Source organism: Siccirubricoccus soli (assembly GCF_024178315.1).
In the GTDB taxonomy this organism is placed as follows: Bacteria; Pseudomonadota; Alphaproteobacteria; order Acetobacterales; family Acetobacteraceae; genus Siccirubricoccus; species Siccirubricoccus soli.
Genome location: NZ_JAMZIK010000169.1, coordinates 1 through 837 on the forward strand (window position 1 = coordinate 1; position 837 = coordinate 837).

The 837-nt window shown below is 72.6% G+C and carries 1 protein-coding gene; it reads right to left on the minus strand.

From position 1 onward, the window contains the following. Positions 1–22: 22 nt before the first annotated feature. Positions 23–646 (minus strand): pyridoxamine 5'-phosphate oxidase family protein, encoded by a 624-nt coding sequence (locus NJ376_RS23425; protein ID WP_252955707.1) that lies wholly within the window; start codon positions 644–646, stop codon positions 23–25. Positions 647–837 lie beyond the last annotated feature (191 nt).

The following is an 837-nucleotide window of genomic DNA, read 5'->3' on the forward strand; positions in this document are numbered from 1 at the left end:
GCGCAAGCGAACGCAGCATGCTCTAGTAAAGCTGCGTCCGCAGCCGCTCCTGGTACTCGGCCTCGTATTGCTGCGGGTCGATGGCCGCGCCCGCGGTATGCGCCGCGATCAGCTCGCCATTGGTCGGCACACCCTGCGGCCGTCGCCGCTCGCCCCAGAGCTTCGAGCGGATGATGGCCTTGGCGCAATGCGCATAGACCTCCCGCACCGTCACCAGCAGGACGGTGGCGGGCAGCTTGCCCTGTTCCGCGAAGCGCTCCCGCAGCGCGGGGTCGGCGGTGATGCGCGCGGTGCCCTGCACCCGCAGCGTCTCCCCCACCCCGGGGATGAGGAAGAGCAGTGCGACCTGCGGATTCGCCAGGATGTCCCGCAGCCCGTCCAGCCGGTTGTTGCCGCGGCGGTCGGGCAGGGCGAGGGTCTGCTCATCCAGCGGCCGCACGAAGCCCGGGGCGTCGCCGCGCGGGGTGGCGTGCGGGCCCTGCGGGCCGCTGGTCGCCAGGATGCAGAAGGGGGCGGCGGCGATGAATTCCAGGGCGCGCGCCTCCAGCCGGTCCGTCACCTTGGCGAGGAAGCGGGGATGCGTCGCCTCGTAATGCGCGGCCAGCGCCTCTGGCGTCGTCACGGCGTAGGGGTCGTTGGGCAACATGTTGTCCAGATAGCACCCGGTTGCCTTGCCCGGCAATGCCCGCGATGCCGGCCGCCTCCCCTGCCCCGGCCGCGTGCCCGGACGCTGCCGGGTGCCCGCTGCGGCCGCGGGAGCGGGGTAGCCGGCCCTGGTGGAGGTCGCGGAGGCTTGGGCGAGGTCGGCTGAATTTCGCTCGCCCATCCCGCTCCAGC